This window comes from Roseateles sp. P5_B10, from assembly GCF_056400485.1.
Genome location: NZ_JBFULE010001015.1, coordinates 1 through 1,654, shown reverse-complemented (window position 1 = coordinate 1,654; position 1,654 = coordinate 1). Strand labels below are relative to the sequence as shown.

Annotated in this window: 3 protein-coding genes; all 3 read right to left on the bottom strand. The window is 69.8% G+C overall.

Annotated elements, in window-relative coordinates; all coding sequences use genetic code 11:
• Positions 1–762: DNA polymerase III subunit delta' (locus tag AC1DU6_RS30315; protein WP_477861776.1), on the bottom strand; the 762-nt coding region annotated here is incomplete at its 3' end.
• The gene (gene tmk / locus AC1DU6_RS30310) at positions 756–1,370 is read right to left on the bottom strand and encodes a dTMP kinase (protein ID WP_477861774.1); all 615 of its coding nucleotides are present in this window, start codon (positions 1,368–1,370) and stop codon (positions 756–758) included. The genes tmk and AC1DU6_RS30315, both read right to left, overlap by 7 nt.
• Positions 1,367–1,654, bottom strand: a 288-nt coding sequence (gene mltG, locus AC1DU6_RS30305; protein WP_477861772.1) for an endolytic transglycosylase MltG, incomplete at its 5' end; no start/stop codon positions are given. The genes tmk and mltG, both read right to left, overlap by 4 nt.

Here is a 1,654-nt window from a genome sequence, read left to right as displayed (position 1 = left end):
CGCCCAGTCCGACAAGGCCGCCACCTCGCCGCGGGCCACCCGCTTGGGCAGGGCCTGCCACGCCGCATCGGTCAAGCCGCCTTCGGACCAGGCCAGCGCCTGCTGCGGCCGGCCGCCTGTGGCATCCAGCAGCCCTTCGGCACCGTCGACACCCTTGGACACCAGCCAGGCCAGCGCGGCCGCGCGTTCGGGCAGCGGCAAGGGTACCGGCTGGCAGCGGCTGCGGATGGTGGGCAGCAGCGCGGCGCTGTCATGGCTGGCCAGCGCAAAGCGCAACAGGCCGGAGGGCTCCTCCAGCGTCTTCAACAACGCATTGGCCGCAATGCCGTTCAGCGCCTCGGCCGGGAAGATGACAACCACCTTGGCCTTGCCGCGCGCCGATGTCGCCTGGGCAAAGGCGAGCAGGTTGCGCACCGCCTCGACCTTGATTTCCTTGCTGGGTTTGGCCTTGCCGGCCTTGGGCGCGTCGGGCTCCTCGAAAGGCAGGCCGAGAGACTCACGGGCTGATGCGTCCAGGGCTTCCGGCATCAACAGCTGGAAATCCGGGTGGGTGCCGCTGGCGAACAGCTTGCAGCTTGAGCAGTGGCCGCAGGCGGGTTGGGCTTGGCCACGGTCTTCGCACAGCCAGCTCTGGGCCAGCTTGACGGCCAGTTCCAGCTGGCCGACGCCGGCCGGCCCTTGCACCAGCAGCGCATGCGAACGCGCCCGTGCCAGCGCATCGGCCAGCGGCGCCTGCAGCCAGGGGAGATCGGCGTTCAGCATGGGTAGCGTTCTGCAAGGACGGCCAGCACGTGGGCGCCCACCTGCTCGACCGTGCCACTGGCGTCGACACGCACGATGCGCCCCGGCGCCTTGGCCGCACGCGCCGCATAGCCGGCCCTCACGCGCTCGAAGAACTCCAGGTCCTGCTGCTCGATGCGATCCGCCTCACGGGCGCCGGCACGACGGGCGGCGGCCTGTTCGGCGGACAGGTCGAACCACAGCGTCAGCTCGGGCTCGGTGCCCTCCTGCACCCAATCGGCCAGCGGCTCCAGCACCGACAGCGGCAGGCCGCGCCCGCCGCCCTGGTAGGCGAAGCTGGCGTCGGTGAAACGATCGCAGAGCAGCGTCTTGCCGGCGGCCAGCGCGGGCTTGATGACGGCCTCGACATGGTCGCGCCGGCCGGCAAACATCAGCAGCAGCTCGGTCAGCGAGCCCATGGATTCCTTGAGCACGATGTCACGCAGCGTCTCGGCCAGTGGCGTGCCGCCAGGCTCACGGCTCAGCTGCACATCGGCGCCGCGCGCGCGGAACCAGTCGGCCACCGCCTGGATGTGGGTGGACTTGCCGGCACCGTCGATGCCTTCGAAAGAAATGAATCGACCGGTCACTTGCCGCCGCGTTGGTATTTGTTGACCGCGCGATTGTGCGCGGCGAGGTCATCGCTGAATTCGCTGCTGCCATCCCCCCGGGCAACGAAGTAGACCGCCTTGATGGCCGCCGGGTTCAGCGCCGCCTGCAGCGAGGCCGCGCCGGGCATGGCGATCGGCGTCGGCGGCAGGCCACCACGGGTGTAGCTGTTGTAGGGCGTGTCAGCCAGCAGGTCACGCTTGCGCAAGTTGCCGTCGAAGCTTTCGCCCAGGCCGTAGATGACGGTGGGGTCGGTCTGCAGGGG